The 18,004-nt window shown below is 72.9% G+C and carries 13 protein-coding genes and 1 pseudogene; 8 read left to right on the top strand and 6 right to left on the bottom strand.

The genetic code is table 11. The annotated features are described in order from the left end of the window. Positions 1-19: 19 nt before the first annotated feature. The 4 genes from dhbC to G443_RS24365 form a co-directional block, all read right to left on the bottom strand. On the bottom strand, positions 20-1,234 hold the full coding sequence (gene dhbC / locus G443_RS24380) for an isochorismate synthase DhbC (protein ID WP_035292761.1): 1,215 nt from the start codon (positions 1,232-1,234) through the stop codon (positions 20-22). A 612-nt stretch (positions 1,235-1,846) separates the two neighbouring features. Continuing rightward, positions 1,847-2,605, bottom strand: coding sequence for a 4'-phosphopantetheinyl transferase family protein (locus G443_RS25645; protein WP_051314238.1), 759 nt, complete (start codon positions 2,603-2,605; stop codon positions 1,847-1,849). 66 nt (positions 2,606-2,671) lie between these two features. Continuing rightward, a complete protein-coding gene (locus tag G443_RS24370) occupies positions 2,672-3,235 on the bottom strand; it encodes a GNAT family N-acetyltransferase (RefSeq protein WP_051314237.1) in 564 nt (187 codons plus the stop codon). A gap of 228 nt (positions 3,236-3,463) precedes the next feature. Continuing rightward, complete coding sequence (locus tag G443_RS24365) at positions 3,464-3,967, bottom strand: hypothetical protein (RefSeq protein WP_026420106.1); 504 nt, start codon at positions 3,965-3,967, stop codon at positions 3,464-3,466. A 313-nt stretch (positions 3,968-4,280) separates the two neighbouring features. Between G443_RS24365 and G443_RS25950 the strand changes: the two are divergent. Beyond that, positions 4,281-4,442, top strand: a pseudogene (locus G443_RS25950) (DUF2470 domain-containing protein); the annotation flags it as partial. A gap of 177 nt (positions 4,443-4,619) precedes the next feature. Here G443_RS25950 and G443_RS24360 read toward each other — a convergent pair. Further along, on the bottom strand, positions 4,620-5,552 hold the full coding sequence (locus G443_RS24360) for a heme o synthase (protein ID WP_051314236.1): 933 nt from the start codon (positions 5,550-5,552) through the stop codon (positions 4,620-4,622). Between the two features lie 358 nt (positions 5,553-5,910). Between G443_RS24360 and tkt the strand changes: the two genes are divergently transcribed. The 7 genes from tkt to G443_RS24325 all read left to right on the top strand — a co-directional run bounded on the left by tkt (position 5,911) and on the right by G443_RS24325 (position 16,729). Further along, positions 5,911-8,010: a transketolase gene (gene tkt, locus G443_RS24355; RefSeq protein WP_081715634.1), complete on the top strand. Its 2,100-nt coding sequence runs from the start codon at positions 5,911-5,913 to the stop codon at positions 8,008-8,010. Further along, positions 8,007-9,137, top strand: a complete 1,131-nt coding sequence (gene tal / locus G443_RS24350; protein WP_026420103.1) for a transaldolase — start codon at positions 8,007-8,009, stop codon at positions 9,135-9,137. Before tkt ends, tal begins: the two co-directional genes overlap by 4 nt. Then, on the top strand, positions 9,134-10,780 hold the full coding sequence (locus tag G443_RS24345) for a phosphoglucose isomerase-related protein (protein WP_035292758.1): 1,647 nt from the start codon (positions 9,134-9,136) through the stop codon (positions 10,778-10,780). Before tal ends, G443_RS24345 begins: the two co-directional genes overlap by 4 nt. Next, complete coding sequence (gene zwf, locus G443_RS24340; protein ID WP_026420101.1) at positions 10,777-12,309, top strand: glucose-6-phosphate dehydrogenase; 1,533 nt, start codon at positions 10,777-10,779, stop codon at positions 12,307-12,309. Before G443_RS24345 ends, zwf begins: the two co-directional genes overlap by 4 nt. Then, positions 12,306-13,607 (top strand): glucose-6-phosphate dehydrogenase assembly protein OpcA, encoded by a 1,302-nt coding sequence (gene opcA / locus G443_RS24335; RefSeq protein ID WP_026420100.1) that lies wholly within the window; start codon positions 12,306-12,308, stop codon positions 13,605-13,607. Before zwf ends, opcA begins: the two co-directional genes overlap by 4 nt. A gap of 28 nt (positions 13,608-13,635) precedes the next feature. Continuing rightward, positions 13,636-14,391: a 6-phosphogluconolactonase gene (gene pgl, locus G443_RS24330; RefSeq protein WP_026420099.1), complete on the top strand. Its 756-nt coding sequence runs from the start codon at positions 13,636-13,638 to the stop codon at positions 14,389-14,391. Between the two features lie 754 nt (positions 14,392-15,145). After that, positions 15,146-16,729, top strand: a complete 1,584-nt coding sequence (locus G443_RS24325) for a Na+/H+ antiporter (protein ID WP_026420098.1) — start codon at positions 15,146-15,148, stop codon at positions 16,727-16,729. 272 nt (positions 16,730-17,001) lie between these two features. Here the strand turns inward: G443_RS24325 and G443_RS24320 are convergent, their stop codons facing one another. Beyond that, positions 17,002-17,886 (bottom strand): alpha/beta fold hydrolase, encoded by an 885-nt coding sequence (locus G443_RS24320; RefSeq protein WP_051314235.1) that lies wholly within the window; start codon positions 17,884-17,886, stop codon positions 17,002-17,004. Positions 17,887-18,004 lie beyond the last annotated feature (118 nt).

Here is an 18,004-nt window from a genome sequence, read left to right as displayed (position 1 = left end):
CCGCCCCCGGCGGGGCGCGTCAGAGCTCCTGGTCCAGCCCCATCGCCAGCAGCAGGGTGCGGAACTTCGCCGAGCTCTCCGCGAGTTCGCCGTGCGGGTCAGATCCCGGGACGATGCCGCCGCCGGCATAGAGCCGGATCGACTCGCCCGCGACCTCGGCGCAGCGGATCGCGACCACCCACTCGCCGTCGCCGTTGGCGTCGCACCACCCCAGTGTCCCGGTGTAGAACCCCCGGTCGAACGGCTCGATGTCCTCGATCGCCCTCCTGGCGGTCTCCGTCGGCGTGCCGCAGACGGCTGGCGTGGGGTGGAGGGCCGCAGCGAGTTCCAGCGCGGAGGGAGCGGGATCGTCCAGGACACCCGCCACCCGGGTGGAGAGGTGCCACATCGTCGCCGTGGTCACGAGCGAGGGTTCGGACGGCACCTCCAGCTCGCGGCAGTGGGGGCGGAGGCGCTCCGCCACCGCGTCCACGACGAGCGCGTGCTCGTGCCGGTCCTTCTCCGAGGCCAACAGGGCGGCGGCCCGGCGCCGGTCCTCGACCGGGTCCGGGCTGCGGGCGGCTGACCCGGCCAACGGGTTGGACAGCACCCGGGTCCCGGACCGCCGGACCAGCAGCTCCGGGCTGGTGCCGAGCAGGGTGCGCGTCCGGCTCCCCTCGGGTGGGAGGTCGACGGCGAAGGTGTACCCGGTGGGGTCACGGTGGGCCAGGTGCGCGAGCAGCCGGGCGACGGCGACCGGTTCCCCGGCTGTCAACCGCAAGGTCCTCGCGAGGACGACCTTCTCCAACTCACCGGCGTCGAAGGCCTCCAGGGCCTTGCTGACGCCCGCCAGGTACCGGTCGGCGGGAGGATCCGGCCGGACGCTCCAGCCGTGGGAGGACACCGGCGGTACCGAGCGCCAGCCCGAGCGCGCCGGTCCGCTCCACCGGACCTGGGCGGGGAGCACCAGGTGCGGGGGGCTGGTGGGGGAGAACGGGACGGCGCCGACCACGACCGCCGGGCCGCCCGCGGTGACCCGTTGGGTACCGCCCCACCGACCGAGCGCGTCGTCGACCTCACCGGCCAACGCGGCCGGAGTGGCCGCGGTGCTCTCCACCGGCAGGACGTCGCCCGCCCCACTGGCGAGCATGCTGTGCCTGGGTGCGGTGAGAAAGAACGAGGAACCCTCTCGGTACTCCCCGAGCAGGTCAGGTTCACTGCCCTGATCGGTTGTCGCGTGGTCCGCCATCACCATTGCCGCCCCCGAGTCCGCCGGGTCCTTGCCCCACTCGTGTGCCCTGCGCTTCCCCATTCCGGGGACGCGTCGTGTCCACTGGTCACGTTATTGCTCCCACTTCGCGAGCGTGCACGCGGTCTCCGCCCGACGCGGCCACCCCATCATCGTGACCGCGTGCCGGCCACCGCCGGCCCCGGCGGCGTACCGACCCGGTGACGTCCACCACCGCCGCCGACCGGCGGCGCCGCCAGGAACCACCCACTGCACAGCACGCCGACCAGGGACGATGTGGACGGGCAGGGCAGCGGGCGCGAGCCCGACGGTTGGGGACCACCGCCGCCCGGCCCCGTCCATGACTCATCCGCCTCGTCCTCGTTCCGTGCGAGAACGTAGGCGACTCGACGCCATCAGTCACGCTCGGTGACGTCGGGCGCGCCGCCGTGATCGGGGACGCGCGTGCCGGACCGGCGGGTCCACTCCGAGTGGACTGGGGCGTTGTGCCAGGTCAGGGCGCCTCCCGGCGGAGCTCGTCCGGATTGGGGCCTCCGGTTGTGGCGCTCGGCACACCGTGTCCCGCCCGGCCACCGGCCGCCCTGAGGTGGCGGCCGGCGGTCGCGCCGCTGGGTGGGGTCAGCGCAGTGGTTCCGGCGCGCCCGCCAACAGCGGGTCGCCGGGCAGCTCCCGGATCCGCAGCGGGCGGGCGTCCAGCACGGCGAGGCTGGCCAGGTGACCGGCCGGGGCAGCGAGCTCGTAGAGCCGCAGCGCCTCGGGAGGCGGCCGCTCCGAGCGCCAGTCCACCATCGCGGGCGCCTCGTCGGGGCCGGAGAGCAGCACGGACCGCATCGGCAACGCCAGCCCGAGGCCCACCGCCTTGAGCACCGCCTCCTTGCGGGTCCAGTAGGTGAAGAACGCGTCCTGCCGCCGCTCGGCGGGAAGCGCGGCCACCGTGCGCTGCTCCTCCTCGCACAGCACGGTGTCGCCCAGCCGGTCGACGTCGAGGTTCTCCCGCACCTCCTCCACGTCGACGCCGACCTCACCGCCCCGGCACACCGCCAGCACGACGGACTCGCCCGAGTGGGACAACGAGAACCGCAGCCCGCTGTCCGGGGTCAGCACGGGCTTGCCGTGCGCCTCCTCACCGCAGTGCGCGCACTCGTAGCGGAACCGGACATCGCGGGGGTCCAGGCCGAGGTGCGCTCCCAGCACGATCCGGGAGAGCGCTCGGGCGACGAGGTGACGTTGCCGGTCCTCCTCGCGGCGGAAGCGGTCGTGCCGGGTGCGTTCGGCGTCGTCGAGCAGGGAGATCAGCCCGGGGTCCGCCGCGTCCCTGGCCGCCCACCACACCTGGCACTCACCGCTGTCCAGCGGTGCGATCTCGGGTGCGCCCACCCGCCCACCTCCTGTTCGGTTGGCCCGGCCACGCGGGCACGGGACTCGGGTCGTGCTGTCGTCCGCTCAGAGCACGCCGCCGTTGCGGTCCACGACGTCCCCACCCGGCCACCGGGTCAGCGGGGCGGCGACGGGCAGCACCAGCAGCGGGTCGCGGAGGTCCGCGTGCCGCCACGGGTAGTCCGGGTCGGCCCACCTGCTCGCGACCCCGGTCAACACCGACCAGCCGGAACGGGCGTAGAAGGTGGCCGTCGTCCGGTCGGTGTTGAGCAGGCCGAAGGGCACCCCCAGGAGGCGCAGGCGGTCCTCCACCCTCGCCAACAGCTGGGCGCCCAGACCGTTCCCCTGGGCGTCGGGGTGGACGGCCACCAGGCCGACCTCAGCCACGAGCTGGTCGGTCTCCCCCACGCGCACGAAACGGCGCAGCACGGCCGCGTGCGCCACCACCGCCTCCCCCACCCGTGCGCCCAGGCGCAGCTCGGGCCGGGCACCGGCCCAGCTCCGGGCGTCGCGGAAGTGGTGGGAGGTGCTGGCGAAGGCGGCTGACAGCAGCTCCGCGATCCGCAGGTGGTCGAGCGGCGCCAGTTCCCCCTCCCAGCGGTGGAACCAGTGCGGCTCCTCGACGCTCATGGGCTCTCCTTCGTCGGCGGGCTGCCACCGCGTCGCGGTCGACGCCGGCTCCGGCAAGCATGTCGGTGCCACGGCGGGCACCGCCCGGGACCCGTCCGATCATCGTCAGCTCGGCGTCCCCCGTCCACCCGTTTCGACGGTCCTGGTGCTGTGGACCGCGCGCGCCGCGCCGTCATCCCCGGTGGGGAGCGGTCCGTCCGCGCCCGCCGGCCCGCCGTCGGCCCGCCTTCAGGTCGTCCCCCAGGGCGAGCGGTCCTCCGGGCGGGGGAAGGGTGCCCCGGGGTGGCCGCCGATGCCGTCGCCCACCGCGGGGCCGGTCGTGCCGGGCTCACGCCACCGCCCCGGCATGAGCGCCGAGGCGAAGAGGACCGTGCCCAACAGCAACAGCAACCCGAAGGACGCCAGTGAGATCAACGCCGGTGACACCGAACCCAGCCACCCCATGACGCGGGTCGCCGTGCCGGTGCTGACCATGAACAGGAGCCCGGCCGCGAGGAACGCGACGCCGGGGACGAGAGCGGCGACCGGTGAGACCCGCTCGCTCGTGAGCACCGCGATCGCGAGGCCGATCGCGACGATGACGAGGCTGGGCAGCAGCAGGTCGACGCCGACGTCGAAGACCCGGAACGCCCGCACCAGTTCGCCCGAGGCCCACCCGAGCCCCCAGCCGATCGCCGGTGTCAGCAGGACGCCGAGCACCGCGCCGGTGATGTGCCGTGACGAGTTGCGCAACTCTTCTCCTTGTGAGCGTGGCGGAGACGTGGCCGTGGTGACTCGCGGACGGTGTCACACCCACCGGGCGGCCGGGTCCTCCCACCGGGGAGCGTCAACGCCGGGCCGCTGACACCGCGTCGCCCGTGTGGGCCGCCGCTCGCCCGATGTCGCGTTGCACCATTCTGCCCAACGAGCCATCCGCCGAACACGGTAGGTGTCGATCGGTGAACCCGTCACACCGGGCCGTGGCGGGGCTGGGCTGCCCGGCGGGTCGGGTCTGCCGACCCGCCCACCACCGACCCGCCCCGGTAGGCACGACACGGAGGACACGATGACGACACCGGCGGACACCCCCTTCACCGCCGCCGTGGTCGCGGCGGTGGTGCGGCACAGGAACGAGGACCACGCGGAGGACTCGTTGGTGATCCGCCGGGCGCTGGGCGGCGCACCGGACGCCACCCGGGCCGTGCTGGTGGCACTCGACGACACCGGGCTGGACCTCGGACGTCACCACCGGCGCGTGCCCAGGTGCGCACCGAGGTGGTGCGCCTCCGCCAGGAGGCCTGTGGGGTGCTCGGGGCCCCGAACCGGCACTGGCGACGCGACCCGACCGGCGCCGCCCGGGCGGAGGCGGCGCCGGCGGGCCACCGGTCAGGTCGACGAGCCTCGGTCAGAACGGCCAGCCGAAGACCGGCCAGCCGATGACGGAGTCGACGGCCAGGCCCACGAACACCGCCATCAGGTAGCTGTTGGACAGGTGGAACAGGCGCATCGGCCGCACCTCCTCCCCCCGGAGCACACCGGAGTGCAGTCGGTGGGCGCCGACCAGGAACCAGCCACCGCCCAGGACGGCGAGCAGCAGGTAGATCCAGCTGGCGGCGGGCACCAGCAGCAGCGACCAGAGCACCATCACCCAGCTGAAGATGACGATCTGCCGGGAGACGTGGCTGGCCTCCGCCACCACCGGCAGCATCGGGACGCCAGCCCGCTCGTAGTCCTCGCGGTACTTCATCGCCAGCGCCCACGTGTGCGGCGGGGTCCAGAAGAAGATCACGCCGAACATCACCAGGGCGGGCCAGTGGATCGTCCCCGTCACCGCCGACCAGCCGATCACCACGGGCATGCAGCCGGCGGCCCCGCCCCAGATGATGTTCTGGGCCGTCCGACGCTTCAGCACCATCGTGTAGACGAGGACGTAGAACAGGATGGTGGCCACGGCGAAGACCGCCGCGAGCAGGTTGGTGGTCGTCCAGAGCACGACGAACGAGGCCACGCCGAGGGACACGGCGAACACCAGCGCGTGCGTCCGGGAGATCTGGTCCCGCACGAGCGGACGTTTGCTGGTCCGCTTCATCACGGAGTCGATGTCGGCGTCGATGACGCAGTTCAGCGCGTTGGCGCTGCCGGCGGCCATCGTGCCCCCCACCAGGGTGCACAGGACCAGCCAGAGCGACGGCACCCCCCGTTGGGCGAGCAGCATCGCCGGGATCGTGGTGATGAGCAGCTGCTCGACCACCCGCGGCTTGATCAGGGACAGATAGGCGCGTAGGACCTGACGCAGCGATCGGGATCGGGGTGCGACAGGAGTGGCAACGGTGCTCATGACGCGCTCCGTGCGGCGCTCCCCGGCGACATGGGACTCCTCGTCAGTTCGGGTCAGACCCCTGGACAGCAGGGCCACCGGAATGGTAGCCGCGCTACGGAACCGGACCAGCAGGTGGGGCGTAGACTGGAGCGTTCCGGTGACAGCCGGTAGCGGATTCCGCGACGAGGGTGACCGCCGCACTACGTGTGAGTGGAGCGCCCGCCGGGCACCCGTGACGCGACGGGCTGCGAGATCACCGAGATCAAAAGCCGCTATTAGGCTGGCGGCCGGACCAGGGACGACAGCGTGTCCGGCCCGAGGGTGCAACGGAGCGCCGTCCGGCAGGCCGCACCGAAGGAAATGGGGAGCACTGTCCGTGTCCGTCACTGAGGACCTCAACCAGCTGATCACACCGAACCTGCCCGCCGACTGGACGGCGCTGGACACCCGCGCCGTGGACACCCTGCGGGTGCTCGCCGCCGACGCGGTCCAGCACAAGGGCAACGGCCACCCCGGCACGGCGATGAGCCTCGCGCCCGTCGCCTACACGCTGTTCCAGCGCGTCATGCGCCACGACCCGAGTGACGCGGACTGGGCGGGACGCGACCGCTTCGTCCTGTCCGCCGGCCACAGCAGCCTCACCCTCTACCTCCAGCTGTTCCTGGCCGGGTACGGCCTGGAACTGGAGGACATCCGGCAGCTGCGCCAGTGGGGTTCCAGGACCCCCGGTCACCCGGAGTACAAGCACTCCCCCGGGGTGGAGATCACCACGGGCCCGCTCGGGCAGGGGCTGGCCTCCGCGGTCGGGATGGCGATGGCCGCCCGCCGGGAGCGCGGCCTGTTCGACCCGGACACCCCGCTCGGTGAGAGCCCGTTCGACCACCACATCTACGTGATCGCCTCCGACGGCGACATCGAGGAGGGCGTCACCGCCGAGGCCTCCTCGCTGGCCGGTCACCAGCAGCTGGGCAACCTGACGGTGATCTACGACGCCAACGAGATCTCGATCGAGGACGACACGAACATCGCGTTGTCCGAGGACACGGCCAAGCGCTACGAGGCCTACGGCTGGCACGTCCTGCGGGTCGACGGCGGTGAGGACGTGGTGGCGATCGAGGCGGCGCTGGCCGAGGCGAAGGCGGAGACGGAGCGGCCGACGCTGATCGTCCTGCGCACCGTCATCGGTCACCCCGCGCCGACCAAGCGCAACACCGGGAAAGCCCACGGCGCGGCGCTGGGCGAGGAGGAGGTCGCCAGGACCAAGGAGATCCTCGGCTTCGACCCGGCGAAGAACTTCCAGGTCGAGGACGAGGTGCTCGCCCACGGCCGACTCGCGGTGGAGCGGGGTGCCGCCGCCCACGCCGAGTGGCGGAAGTCCTTCGACGCCTGGGCCAAGGCCAACCCCGACCGCGCGGAGCTGTTCGACCGGCTGACCGCCGGCAGGCTCCCCGACGGCTGGACGGACAAGCTCCCCACCTGGGAGCCGGACGCCAAGGGACTGGCCACCAGGAAGGCCTCGGGTGAGGTGCTCAACGCCCTCGCCGACGTGCTCCCGGAGGTGTGGGGCGGCTCAGCCGACCTCGCCGAGAGCAACAACACCACCATGAGCGGGGTGGACTCCTTCGGTCCCACCAGCATCTCCACCCGCGAGTTCAACGCCCAGCCCTACGGCCGCACGTTGCACTTCGGTGTCCGCGAGCACGCGATGGCCTCGATCCTCAACGGCATCGCGCTGCACGGGCCGACCAGGCCCTATGGCGGCACGTTCCTCATCTTCAGCGACTACCAGCGGCCGGCGGTCCGGCTCGCCGCGCTGATGAGGGCCCGGTCCACCTTCGTGTGGACCCACGACTCGATCGGGCTCGGTGAGGACGGCCCCACCCACCAGCCCATCGAGCAGCTCGCCTCGCTGCGGGCGATCCCCGGGTTGTCCGTGGTGCGCCCCGCCGACGCCAACGAGACCGCCGCGGCGTGGCGGGCCACGCTGGAGTGGGACGAGGGCCCCGTCGGGCTGGCGCTGACCCGGCAGAACCTGCCCGTGCACGAGGGCACCTCCGCCGAGGGCGTGGCCCGGGGTGGTTACGTGCTCGCCGACGCCGGCGACGGGAACCCGGAGGTCGTCCTCATCGCGACCGGTTCCGAGGTCACCCTGGCCCTGGAGGCACGGCAGGCCCTGGAAGCCGAGGGCGTGGGAACCCGGGTGGTGTCCATGCCGTGCGTCGAGTGGTTCGACGCCCAGGACCAGAGCTACCGCGACCAGGTCCTGCCGCCGTCGGTCCGGGCCCGGGTCGCCGTGGAGGCCGGTATCGCGCAGCCCTGGCACCGCTTCGTCGGCGACGCCGGCCAGATCGTCTCCATCGAACACTTCGGCGCGTCCGCCGACTACCAGACCCTCTTCCGGGAGTTCGGTTTCACCCCGGAGGCCGTCGTGGACGCCGCCCGGACCAGCATCGCGCGAGTGGAGGGAACCAAGTGAGCAGCAACGAGCGCCTCGCGGCACTGTCCGAGGCCGGCGTGTCGGTGTGGTTGGACGACCTGTCCAGGGACCGCATCAGCTCCGGCCAGCTCGCCGACTACATCCGCGACTACAGCCTGGTCGGCGTCACCACGAACCCGACGATCTTCGCGGGTGCCCTCGCCGACAGCAGCTCCTACGACCCGCAGGTCCGGGAGCTGGCGGCGCGGGGCGCCAGTGTGGAGCAGGCCGTCAGGGAGATCACCACCACCGACGTCCGCAACGCCTGCGACGTGTTCCGGGAGACCTACGAGGCCACCGGGACCGTGGACGGTCGGGTCTCGATCGAGGTGGACCCCCGACTCGCCCACGACACCGAGGCCACCGCCGCGGAGGCCAGGGAGCTGTGGAAGACCGTCGACCGGCCGAACCTGTTCGTCAAGATCCCGGCCACCCTGGAGGGCCTGCCCGCCATCACCAGGGCTCTGTCCGAGGGGATCAGCGTGAACGTGACGCTGATCTTCTCCGTGGAGCGCTACCGGGACGTGATGGAGGCCTTCCTCACCGGGCTTGAGCAGGCGAAGCGGGCCGGCCACGAGCTGGCCACCATCGAGTCGGTGGCCTCGTTCTTCGTGTCCCGGGTCGACAGCGAGGTGGACAAGCGGTTGGAGGCCCTGGGCACCGGGGAGGCCTCCGCCCTGCGCGGCAAGGCCGCCGTGGCCAACGCCCGGCTCGCCTACGCCGCCTTCGAGGAGGTGTTCTCCTCACCACGGTGGAAGGCGCTCGCCGAGGCCGGCGCGCGGCCGCAGCGCCCGCTCTGGGCGTCGACCGGGGTCAAGAACCCCGACTACTCGGACACCCTGTACGTCGACGAGCTCGTCACCGCCAACGTGGTCAACACGATGCCGGAGAAGACCCTGCTGGCCGTCGCCGACCACGGCAGGGTGGAGGGCGACAAGGTCCGGGGCACCGGTGAGGAGGCCAAGCGCGTCTTCGAGCGGCTCTCCGAGGTCGGGGTGGACGTGGACGATGTCTACGTCGTGCTGGAGACCGAGGGTGTCGACAAGTTCGAGAAATCCTGGACCGAACTGCTGGACAGTGTCACCGAACAGCTGAGGGCAGCCACCGAGTCCGGGGGGAGCGCATGACGGGAGCGACGGCATCCGGTGACGGGCCGGGAGTGACGGTCGAGTTCACCGAGGCGACCGCGGCGGCCGAGGCCGCCGCGGTCGCGGAACGGCTGGTCGGCGAGCGGGTGGCGTCCCGTCTCGCCGACCAGGACGCGACGCTGTGGGGTCCGGAGGCCGAACCGGAGGCGTCGATCAGGCTGGCCTGGACGGGGCTGCACCGCGGCTCCCGTCCCCTGGTCGGGGAGATCGAGGCGGTCCGGGGCGAGTTCCACGCCGAGGGCGTCGACCGGGTGGTGCTGGCCGGGATGGGCGGTTCCTCCCTCGCCCCCGAGGTCATCACCGCCGCCGCCGGGGTGCCGCTGGTGGTGTTGGACACCACCGATCCGGCCCAGGTCGCCGAGGCACTGTCCGGTGACCTGTCCAGGACGGTCCTGGTGGTGTCCTCCAAGTCGGGGTCGACGGTGGAGACCGACAGCCACCGGCGGATCTTCGAGGCCGCGTTCCGGGCGAACGACATCGACCCGGCCAGCCGCATCGTGGTGGTCACCGACCCCGGATCCCCGCTGGAGTCGACGGCCAGGGAGAACGGCTACCGGCGGGTGTTCCTCGCCGACCCGAACGTGGGAGGACGCTACTCGGCGCTGACCGCGTTCGGGCTGGTCCCGGCGGGCCTGGCCGGAGCGGACATCGCCTCCCTGCTGGCCGAGGCCGCCGCGGCGGCGCCCGCGCTCGGAGCCGACTCCCCCGACAACCCGGCGCTGCGGCTGGCCGCGGCGTTGGGGGTCGCGCACTCGGAGGGCGCCGAGAAGGTCGTCTTCGCCGACAACGACTCCGGGTTCCCCGGCTTCGCCGACTGGGCGGAGCAGCTCATCGCCGAGTCGACGGGCAAGGAGGGCACGGGACTGCTCCCGGTGGCGGTGGAGAACACCTCCGCGCCGGGTTTCGTCGACGCCGGTGACGACGCCACCACCGTCGTGCTGGGTAACCCGGTGGAGACCGCGGCGCTCACGGTGTCCGGCACGCTGGGCGGCTCCCTGTTGTTGTGGGAGTTCGCCACCGCCTTCGTCGGCCGGCTGCTGGGGATCAACCCCTTCGACCAGCCGGACGTGGAGGCGGCGAAGAAGGCGGCTCGGGCGCTGCTCGACGCCCCGGAGCGGGCGGCCTCCGGCCCGGAGCCGTTGCTCCGGGACGGGGCGGTCGAGGTGTACGCCCCCGGGCGGTGGCAGCCCACCGACACGGGGTCGCTGGCGGCGGTGGTGCGGTCGCTGCTGGACGAGACGCCCCCGTCGGGTTACCTGGCCGTGCAGGCCTACCTCGACCGGGAGCAGGACGCCTCGGCGTCGGTCCTGCGGCCGGAGCTGGCCCGCCGGTCCGGCGCGCAGACGACGTTCGGGTGGGGACCCCGGTTCCTGCACTCCACCGGGCAGTACCACAAGGGCGGCCACCAGAACGGGGTGTTCCTCCAGCTCACCGGGGACAACGAGCAGGACCTCGACGTTCCCGGCCGGCCGTACACCCTCGGCACCCTCCAGCTGGCGCAGGCGCTCGGGGACGGCCAGGTGCTGGCCGACCACGGCAGGCCCGTGCTCCGGGTGCACCTGACCGACCGCGCGGCCGGCCTGGCCCAACTCGTCGCAGCGATCCAGGAGACGACCCCGTGACCAGCAGACACTGGCGCAATCCGCTGCGGGACGACCGGGACAAGCGCCTGCCGAGGATCGCCGGCCCCAGCGGGCTGGTCATCTTCGGGGTCACCGGTGACCTCTCCCGCAAGAAGCTGATGCCCGCCATCTACGACCTGGCCAACCGCAAGCTGCTGCCCCCGGGTTTCGCCCTCACCGGGTTCGCCCGACGGGACTGGGCGGACCAGGACTTCAGCAAGGTGGTGTACGAGGCGGTGCGGGAGCACTCCCGCACCCCGTTCCGGGAGGACGTCTGGCGGCAGCTCTCCGAGGGGCTGCGGTTCGTCTCGGGGAGCTTCGACGACGACCAGGCCTTCGACGACCTCGTCACGACGGTCGCCGACCTCGACCGGGTGCGGGGAACCGGGGGCAACCACGCCTTCTACCTGTCGGTGCCGCCCAGCGCCTTCCCGACGGTGTGCCGGCAGCTGGCCCGCTCGGGTCTCTCCGCGCAGAACCCCGAGCAGTGGCGTCGGGTCGTGATCGAGAAGCCGTTCGGGCACGACCTGGAGAGCGCCCAGGAACTGAACAAGATCGTCAACGAGGTCTTCCCCGAGGAGTCGGTGTTCCGCATCGACCACTACCTCGGCAAGGAGACGGTGCAGAACATCCTGGCGCTGCGCTTCGCCAACCAGCTGTTCGAACCGCTGTGGAACGCGCACTACGTGGACCACGTGCAGATCACCATGGCCGAGGACATCGGCCTGGGCGGTCGGGCCGGCTACTACGACGGCATCGGCGCGGCGCGGGACGTCATCCAGAACCACCTGCTCCAGCTGCTCGCGTTGACCGCGATGGAGGAGCCGGTCTCCTTCCACCCCCGGGCGCTGCGCACCGAGAAGATCAAGGTGCTCGCCGCCACCAAACCGTGGGAACCGTTCTCGGAGACCACCGCCCGCGGCCAGTACACCGGCGGGTGGCAGGGGGGCCAGCTCGTTCCGGGGCTGTTGGAGGAGGGCGGTTTCGCCAAGGACTCCACCACCGAGACCTACGCGGCGATGACGATGCAGGTCAACACCCGCCGCTGGGCCGGGGTGCCGTTCTACCTGCGCACCGGGAAGCGGCTGGGGCGGCGGGTCACCGAGATCGCGATCGTGTTCAAACGCGCCCCGCACCTGCCGTTCGACTCGACGTCCACCGACGAGCTCGGGGAGAACGCGCTGGTCATCCGGGTGCAGCCGGACGAGGGGGTGACGATGCGGTTCGGGTCGAAGGTGCCGGGCACCTCGATGCAGATCCGCGACGTCACGATGGACTTCGGTTACGGCCACGCCTTCACCGAGGACTCGCCGGAGGCCTACGAGCGGCTGCTGCTGGACGTGCTGCTCGGCGAACCGTCGCTGTTCCCGGTCAACGAGGAGGTCGAGCTGTCCTGGCGGATCCTCGACCCCGTCCTGCGGTACTGGGAGAAGGAAGGCAGTCCCGAGCCCTACCGGGCCGGAAGCTGGGGACCGGAGTCGGCCGACCGGATGATGGCCCGCACCGGACGTCACTGGAGGCGCCCGTGATCATCGACCTGCCCTCGACCACGACCTCCCAGGTCAACAAGAAGCTGGTGGAGATCCGGGAGACCGGTGGCGCGGTCGCGCTCGGCCGGGTCCTCACGCTGGCGATCATCACCGACGACGGCAGCCAGGCCGAACAGGCCATCGAGGCCGCCAACGACGCCAGCCGGGAACACCCCTGCCGGGTCATCGTGCTCGCCAGGGGGGCCCGCAAGGCGGCCGCCCGCCTCGACGCGCAGATCCGCGTCGGTGGCGACGCCGGGGCCAGTGAGGTCGTCGTGCTCCGCATGTACGGGCCGTTGGCCGACGAGGGCGCCAGCTGCCTGGTGCCCCTGTTGCTGCCCGACGCGCCCGTGGTGGCGTGGTGGCCCCTGGAGGCACCGAAGGTGCCGGCCGAGGACCCGATCGGCAAGCTCGCCCACCGGCGCATCACCGACGCCAAGTCGGAGCGCAACCCCGTCCGCTCACTGGAACAGCGGCGGGCCTCCTACCGGGGCGGGGACACCGACCTGGCGTGGACCCGGTTGACCTCCTGGCGCGCCTACCTGGCCGCCGCCCTCGACCTGCCGCCGCACGAGCCCGTGACCCGGGCGACGGTGACGGGCACCGCCGACTCCCCCTCCACCCAGCTGCTCGCCGGCTGGCTCGCGTCCTGCCTGGACATCCCGGTGCGCCGGGTCCGCACCTCCAGCGGGCAGGGCATCGTGTCGGTGGTGTTGGAGCGCCGGTCAGGGCTCATCGAGCTCGTCCGGCCGGATGGCCAGCTGGCGACCTTGACCCAGCCGGGGCAGCCCGACCGGACGATCGCGCTGCCGCGCAGGTCGGTGCGGGACTGCCTCATCGAGGAGCTGCGCCGGCTGGACCCCGACGAGGTGTACGAGGACACCCTGGAGGCCCTGTCGAAGGTCGTGGCCGCCAGGGGCTCGGTGACCACGGCGAAGTCCAGCCCGGCGGCGCGGTCGGCCGGGCGCCGGACGGCCACGTCGGCGGGGTCCACCTCGCGGGCCGGCGACTCCGACGGGGCCGGCGGGGCCGGCGGCCGGAAGGGTGGCGCGGCGAAGTCCCCCGGGTCGGAGCCGACGGCCTCGGAGGGCACGAGCGGTCGCGGCGGCACCGCCAAGCGCGGCACCCGCAGGACCACCGGTTCGGCCACGGGCGCGGCGAAACGGACCGGGGCACGGCGTTCGGCTGCCCCCAAGCCCGCCCGTCGGGGGAGCGTGGGCAGGTCCTCCCGGGGGGAGTCCTCGTTATCCCGAGGTGAGGACACCCCGCCGACCACGGAAGGGACGGAGAGCGGATGAGTTCGACCGACGGGAACACCACCCCCGGGTGGTGGTGCACCGCACTCCTGACCTGCTCGCTCCCGCCGTCGCGGCACGGCTGCTCACCGCGTTGGTGGACGCCCAGGCCGCGAAGGGCTCGGCGTCGGTGGTGCTCACCGGGGGCCGCACCGGGGGCGCCGTCCTGGAACGGTTGCGCGACGCCCCGGCCCGGGACGCCGTGGACTGGTCACTCGTCGACTTCTACTGGGGCGACGAGCGCTTCCTGCCCTCGGGTGACCCGGAGCGGAACGAGACACTGGCCAGGACGGCGTTCCTCGACCACGTCCCGGTGGACCCCGCGCGGGTGCACGTGATGGCTGCCTCCGACGGTGAGTTCGGGGACGACCCGGAGGCGGCGGCCGCCGCGTACGCCCGGCTGCTCGCCCAACGGTCGGTCGAGCAGGGCGGGACGGCCGGGGTGCCGCGCTTCGACGTCTGCCTGTTGGGGGTCGGGGAGGAGGGGCACACCGCCTCGCTGTTCCCCGAGACCCCCGCCGTGCGGGAGCCGGAGCGGACCGTGGTCGCGGTCCGGGACTGCCCGAAGCCGCCGCCGACCAGGATCTCGCTGACCCTGCCGGCCATCCGGGAGTCGGCCGAGGTGTGGCTGTTGACGACGGGGGCCGCGAAGGCGGAGCCGGTCGGGGCCGCGCTGCGTGGAGTCGATCCGGTGCTGGTCCCGGCGGCGGGCGCGACCGGCCGGGTCGCCACCCGCTGGTTGCTGGACGAGAGCGCGGCGGCCCGGGTTCCGGCGGACGCGCCCTGAGCGCGGTCCGTTCGCACCCTTCGGGGCCCGTCCCAGGCTGGGGCGGGCCCCGAACCATGTCGGCCCCCTGAGCTGACCGCCCGGGTCCGGCCGTCGCGGCCATCTCGTGGGTGGGACGCGCCGAGTACCTTCGGCGGACTGGTGGGAGGCCGGTGGGGTGGAGCCGTTCGGGGCGCACCGGCGCGGCTGGCCGGGCCCCGGACGCCGTCCAGTTCGGTCGAGGAGCCCTCGGCGTGCCAGTCCGGTGGAGGGTTGCCCGGCTCCACACTCGCACCGGCTCGGACGGACCTCGGCTCGGCGCCCTCCCCCGGGCGGGGATCGTCTCGACAGGGTGTTCTCGGAACCGTGACCGCCGTGGGGAGGGTCTCGCCGCGCCCCGGTCGGATGACTCCGGCGCCGGCGCCGTCCCCCAACTCCTCCGCGTCTGGTCCTGCCCGACGCGGTTCACGGGGTCGTCGTTCCCTTCACCACCGCCCGTGGCCACACCGGCGGACGTCGGCTCGCGATGGCTCCCGGCAGGGGATCACGAGCTCGCCGGCGAACAGGGCCACGCTCGCCGGCACCGCCCGGCGGCGCGCCGCGCCGCGTCACCGAACCCACCGGGCGGGCCTTGGCCGCCCCCGCGTCGGGGGTGGTCCAGCGCGGCCCTCGGGGCACCCGCGCCGCCCGGCTCCACCGTGGTGCGAGCCGGGTGGCGGGCGAGGCTGGGTCGCTTCGCCGGGTGCGAGGGCCGCCAGGCTGCGATGCTGGGCCGATGGGTGTGTTGCTGCTGGTCATCGCCCTGATGCTCGGCGCGGTGCTGCTCGTCGGCGTTGGTGACCGCCTCCGGCTGCCCTGGCCGGCGCTGATGCTGCTCCTCGGGCTCACGGTCGCGGTGATCCCGGGCCTCCCGGACCGGTTCGACCTCGATCCAGACCTCATCCTGCCACTCTTCCTGCCTCCGCTGCTGTTCGCCGCCGCCCAGCGCACCTCGTGGGCGGTGTTCCGCACCCGGTGGCGCAGCATCGTCACGCTGGCCATCGGCCTCGTGGTGGCGACGACGGTCGCCGTCGCCACCACGCTGGCGCTGTTGGTGCCGGGGGTCGCCATCGCGGGCGCGATCGCGCTCGGCGCGATGGTCGCGCCCCCGGACCCGGTGGCGGTGGAGTCGGTCGCCGGCCGGGTGAGCATCCCCCGCAGGTTGCTCGCGGTGCTCCAGAGCGAAGGCTTGTTCAACGACGCGGCAGCCCTGGTGATCTTCCAGACGGCGATCGCGGCGACCGTCCGGGAGCAGGACGTCAACGTGGGTGAGCTGGCGCTGCGGTTCCTCCTGGGCGCGGTGGCCGCGGTGGCGATCGGACTCGGGGTGGCCTGGGTCGCCCGCAGTTTCCTGACCCGGATCACCGACAGCACGGGCAGTACCGCGCTCACCCTGGTGCTGCCCTTCGCCGTGTACCTCGGCGCGGAGGAGCTGGGAGCCTCCGGGGTGATCGCGGTGGTCGTCCTCGCCCTCCAGCTGCGCGGTCACAGCGAGGTCGACGAGGCGGACGAGCGCCTCACCCAGCGCTCGTTCTGGAACGTGGTGGAACTGCTGGTCACCGGCCTGGCCTTCGGCCTGATCGGGCTGGACATGCGCCAGGTGGTGACCGAGGCCGGCAGCGAACTGGGCACGATGCTGCTGCACGCGGCCGTGGTGTGCGCGGTGGTCGTCACGGTGCGCCTCCTGTGGTTCCTGGGCGCGTGGCTGGCCCTACGACGGTCGCGGGACGCCTCGTCCGCACCGAGGACGAGGGCGGAGGCGGTGGTGATGACCTGGTGCGGTATGCGGGGGTTGGCGACGCTCGCGTTGGCGCTGTCCGTGCCCTCCACCACCGAGGACGGTTCCCCCTTCCCCGCGGGCGCGGAGCTCACGGTGATCGCCTGCACGGTGCTGGTGGTCACCCTGCTGTTCGCGGGTCTGACGCTGCCGTTGGTGGTGCGGCTGCTCGGGGTGTCCTCGGACGCCGGTGTGGAGGAAGCCGAGGAGCGGGCGGTGGCGCGCCGCGCGCACCAGGCGGCGTTGCGCCAGATCACGGAGTGGGAGGAGCGAGCCGAGCTGTCCGAACAGGTCAGCGCGTTGCTGCGGAAACGGGCCAGCCGGCTGGAGGCGAAGCTGTGCGGTGACCCGGAGGACGAGGAGCAGCGGGAGCGCATGGAGGCGTTGCGCCGGAAACGGGACGCGCTCCGCGACATCGAGGCGACGGTGCTGGCGGCGGCGCGTGCCGAGGTGTTGGCGGCCCGGCAGGAACCCGGAGTTGATCCGGCGGCGGCGGACCGGGTGCTGCGCCGGTTGGACCTGAAGACCCTGCTGCTCGACTAGGCGACGCGCGACCCAGCCGGTACCAGCGTTGCTGGGAGTCGCGCCACGTCCAGCGGGGTGGGCCGGCCCTTCGCCGCCGGCCGGTCGGGTGGTCCCGCCCCTGGTCCTCCCGACCGGCGGGAGGACGGGGCTCGGCGGCTCCACCACCTCACTGGGGCCAACGCGCCGCACCGGCCGCCACGGGGCACCGGTCCACCCGGTCCCCGGGAACACCGGCCGCGCCGCGCGCCGAGCCACCCCGGGTCAGCGCCTGCTCAGCGGCGTGGCCCCGGTCAGGGCCGGGCGGCGCCGAAGTACTCCACGGGGGTGCAGCAGGGCAGGACGTCCACCGGTTCCCCTGACAGGAAGGTCAGCACCACCTCGACGAACTCGACGGGACGTTCGAGGTAGACGAGGTGGTCCGAGTCCCGCACGGTGGTGAACCTGGCGTCCGGGCAGTCCTTGGCGACCTCCCGGCAGAGTTCGGGAGTGGTGAAGGGGTCGTGCTCCCCGGTCATCACCAGGATCGGCAGCGTCGGCGGGCTGGTGGAGCGGTCCCAGCGGTAGGCCAGCAGCCGCTCGGTGTTGTGCACGTACTTCTCGGCGGCGTCCTCCCCGAGCTGGCGCAGCTGCCTTCCGAGCAGGCGGCGCAGCACGTCGCGCTTGCGCACCACCACGCCCGGGTCCTGGCACAGCAGGAGCTCGATCACCCGCTCGGCGAAGGTGTCCCGGTCACCCGACCTGAGCAGCCGGACGGTGTTCTCCACGTCCGCCCGCGCCCGTTCCGGCAGCTCGGTCATCGTGCCCACCAGCACCAACCTGTCCACGAGGCCGGGGAACCGTTGGGCGAGTCGATAGGCGATCCCACTGCCGTAGGAGCCCGCGCCGACGTTGACCCGGGACAGGCCCGAGCTCACCAGCAGGTGGTGGAGCGCCTCGCACAGGAAGTCCACCCCGTACTGCCGGGGCAGCGGGTCCGCCGACCCCCAGCCAGGCAGGTCAACCGTGACCACCGAGGTGCGGCGCAGGAACTCCCGCTCGTGCCGAGCCCAGGAGTGCTTGTCCTGGAACGCCCCACCGAGCAGCACGAGGGGGGCGAGAGCCGGGTCCTCCGCATCGACGATGCGGATCTCGCAGGTGAAACCTCGGAAGTCGAAGGCTTGGCTGTGCTCTGGCACGACGGTGATCCTCTGGCTCGCACGGATTCGGGATCGCCGGCCGTTCCCTGCCCGTCCCAGCGGACGTCACCTCGGCACACGGGTTGGCGGGACACGGGGACGCGTCGTCGCGGACCAC

Origin of the sequence: Actinoalloteichus caeruleus DSM 43889 (genome assembly GCF_000429185.2) — a bacterium.
Taxonomy (GTDB): domain Bacteria; phylum Actinomycetota; class Actinomycetes; order Mycobacteriales; family Pseudonocardiaceae; genus Actinoalloteichus_B; species Actinoalloteichus_B caeruleus.
The sequence above is the reverse complement of the archived record's forward strand: the minus strand, read 5'-3'. Positions and strand labels throughout refer to the sequence as shown.

Bases quoted from the DNA above. Each gene is read 5' to 3' on its own strand.
- dhbC (WP_035292761.1), bottom strand. From the start codon at position 1,234: ATGGTGATGGCGGACCACGCGACAACCGATCAGGGCAGTGAACCTGAC.
- G443_RS24370 (WP_051314237.1), bottom strand. From the start codon at position 3,235: ATGAGCGTCGAGGAGCCGCACTGGTTCCACCGCTGGGAGGGGGAACTG.
- G443_RS24360 (WP_051314236.1), bottom strand. From the start codon at position 5,552: ATGAGCACCGTTGCCACTCCTGTCGCACCCCGATCCCGATCGCTGCGT.
- G443_RS24345 (WP_035292758.1), top strand. From the start codon at position 9,134: ATGACGGGAGCGACGGCATCCGGTGACGGGCCGGGAGTGACGGTCGAG.
- G443_RS24325 (WP_026420098.1), top strand. From the start codon at position 15,146: ATGGGTGTGTTGCTGCTGGTCATCGCCCTGATGCTCGGCGCGGTGCTG.